General features: G+C 61.3%; 1 protein-coding gene. It reads left to right on the forward strand.

Features of this window, described 5'->3' with window-relative positions; translation table 11 throughout:
- Nucleotides 1-2,952: condensation domain-containing protein (locus AWC27_RS06605; RefSeq protein ID WP_245846893.1), on the forward strand; the 2,952-nt coding region annotated here is incomplete at both ends.

The following is a 2,952-nucleotide window of genomic DNA, read 5'->3' on the forward strand; positions in this document are numbered from 1 at the left end:
ATCCTGGCCGGCATTTATGCTCAGGTCTTAGGCGTTGACCGGGTGGGCATCGATGATTCCTTCTTCGATTTGGGTGGAGACAGCATTTCGTCGATGCAGGTGGTGGCGCGGGCCCGTGCTGCCGGTGTGATCTGCCGGCCACGCGACATTTTCGCTGAGCGGTCCGTAGCCGGGGTGGCCCGCGTTGCTGTTATGGCAGGGGGCGACGGTGTGATTGATGAGGGTGTTGGTGAGGTTTTGCCGACACCGATCATGCGCTGGCTGGCAACCGTGGACGGCTTGGTTGAGCAGTTCAACCAGACAATGCTGTTGCGTGCTCCGGCGGGTGTGAGCCATGCAGATGCGGTGGCGTTGGTCCAGGCGTTGTTGGATCGCCACGCCATGTTGCGCCTGCGGGCCGATGGCTATGGGGCCGCTGGTGGGCGGTGGTCGCTGGCCGTGCCTGAACCGGGATCGGTGCACGCAAATGACTGTATGCAGTGCGTGGCGGCGCTTTCCGATGATGTGCTGGTGGCCGCCCGTGACCGGTTGGATCCTGCCGCCGGGGTAATGCTGAGTGCGGTGTGGGTGTCATCGACGTCTGAGCTGGTCTTGGTTATTCATCATCTGGCCGTGGACGGGGTGTCTTGGCGCATTCTGCTGGACGACCTGAATACGGCGTGGGAACAGCGCCGTACTGGACAGGTAATAACGTTGCCGACGGCGGGGACGTCGTTTCGCTCCTGGGCCGCGATGCTAAATGAGTACGCGCGCTCGGCGGCGGTGGTAGATCAGCTGGCGACGTGGCAACGCATAGTGGCCGCCGAAGCGGCGCTGGCGGCGGTGGAGCCAACGGTGGATACATTTCTTAGTGCCGGGCAGCTGTCGGTTTCATTGGACGTCGACACGACGCGGTCACTGTTGGGTCAGGTGCCAGCGGCGTTTCATGCCGGCGTGCACGACATCTTGTTGATCGCTTTCGGGTTGGCGTGGACAGAATTTCTGGGTTGTGCTGGTGTTCCGATCGGAATTGACGTTGAAGGTCATGGCCGCGACGAGGACCTGAGCCCCGGTATTGATCTGTCGTCCACGGTGGGATGGTTCACCAGCAAATACCCCGTCTCGTTTGTGGTGAATGAACTGGATTGGCAGCAGGTCCATAACGGAACGCCGGCGCTGGGCGCGGTGATCAAAGATTTCAAAGAACAGCTCCGAGCCGTTCCTGACGGCCTGACTTTTGGTTTGCTGCGTTATCTGAACACGGAGGTGGAGCTGCCCGGGTCTGATCCGTCGATCGGCTTCAACTACCTGGGTCGCCTGGGCGTTACCACCGATTCGACGCAGCCGGACGAAGTGTGGCAGATCGCTGGTGGGGAGCCGGTATTTAGCGATCCGGCTTGCGCGGCGATACCTATCTCGCTGACGCACACCGTCAGCCTCAACGCGGTCACGGTCGAGACGAATATCGGCCCGCAGTTACAAGCCAATTGGACGTGGGCGTCCGGCAAGCTCGATCGTGTCGAGATCGCGCGGGTTAACCAACTCTGGCTCGATGCCTTGGACGGCATTTGTGCTTATGTGCACCGCGGTGGACACGGCTTGACGCCCAGCGACGTCGCCCTGACTGGGCTGAATCAACAACAGATCGATGAGCTTGGACAGCAGTACCAAATCGCCGACATCTTGCCGCTGACCCCGCTGCAGCAAGGTTTGCTGTTCCACGCCCAGCGCGGGGAGCAGTCCGGGCAGGACAATACCGATCCGTACCTGCCGCAAATCAACATCGGGCTGACCGGGCCAGTTGATCCCGAGCGTTTGGGTAACGCCGTACGAGCGGTGATCAACCGCCACCCCAACGTTGCGGCTCAGTTCGTCCTCGATCAGTTCCAGCAGCCAGTGCAGATCATCTTGGCTGACCCCGTGGTGGGTTGGCGTTATATCGACTTGGCCGGCAAACAGCGACACGACGAACACATCCAGCAAATATGTGCCGATGAACGCGCTGCCGTGATGGATCTGGCCCACGAGCCGCCTTTTCGGGCGGCTCTGATCCGCACAGCGCCGAATAAGCATCGGCTAGTGGTGACCAATCACCACATCGTGCTGGATGGCTGGTCGCTGCCGATCCTATTGCGTGAGATCTTGGCGAGCTACGACATGCAGCCATTGCCCGCTCCGGCTGGCTACCGCAGCTTTGTGTGCTGGCTTGCCGCTAGAGACCACGAACGCGCGCGGGCGGTGTGGGGCGGGCTGCTGTCGGGCTTGACCGCGCCCTCCTTGGTCTGCCCACCTGACCGGTTAGATTTGACCAGCAAAGACGTCAAATCCTTCGTCCTGTCCGAAGCGACCACCGAGGCGCTGACCCGAGTGGCGCGTGAGCACAACACCACTGTGAGCACTGTCCTGCAGGCGGGCTGGGCGTGCCTGCTAAATCGGTTGACCGGCCAGCACGATGTGGTGTTCGGGATGACGGTTGCCGGGCGGCCAGCGGAGTTGGCCGGCGTCGAGTCGATGATCGGCCTATTCATTAACACGGTGCCGGTGCGTGCCACCCTCACCGCGACCACCACTACCGCGCAGCTGCTGGCTCAACTGCAGCAGAACTACCACGACACGCTGGAACACCAACACCTATCGCTGACCGACATCCACCGCATCGCCGGTCACGACAGGCTGTTCGACACCTTGTTCGTTTACGAGAACTTTCCGATCGACACCGCTGAACTGTTCGACGGCCATGACCTGACTATCACTGAGATGGTCAGCCGCGAATCAACCCACTACCCCCTCGTCCTGCAGGCGCTGCCGGGCCGACAACTCGGGTTTCGTGTCGAGTTCGCAACAGATGTCTTCGATGAGGCCAGTATCTGCCGTTTGATCGACACGCTCGAGCGGGTGTTGGGGGTGTTGGTTGGTGATCCGCAGCGGCGGTTGTCTGCGGTTGAGGTGGTGGATGGTGCTGAGGGTGCTGGG

Origin of the sequence: Mycobacterium szulgai, assembly GCF_002116635.1 — a bacterium.
In the GTDB taxonomy this organism is placed as follows: domain Bacteria; phylum Actinomycetota; class Actinomycetes; order Mycobacteriales; family Mycobacteriaceae; genus Mycobacterium; species Mycobacterium szulgai.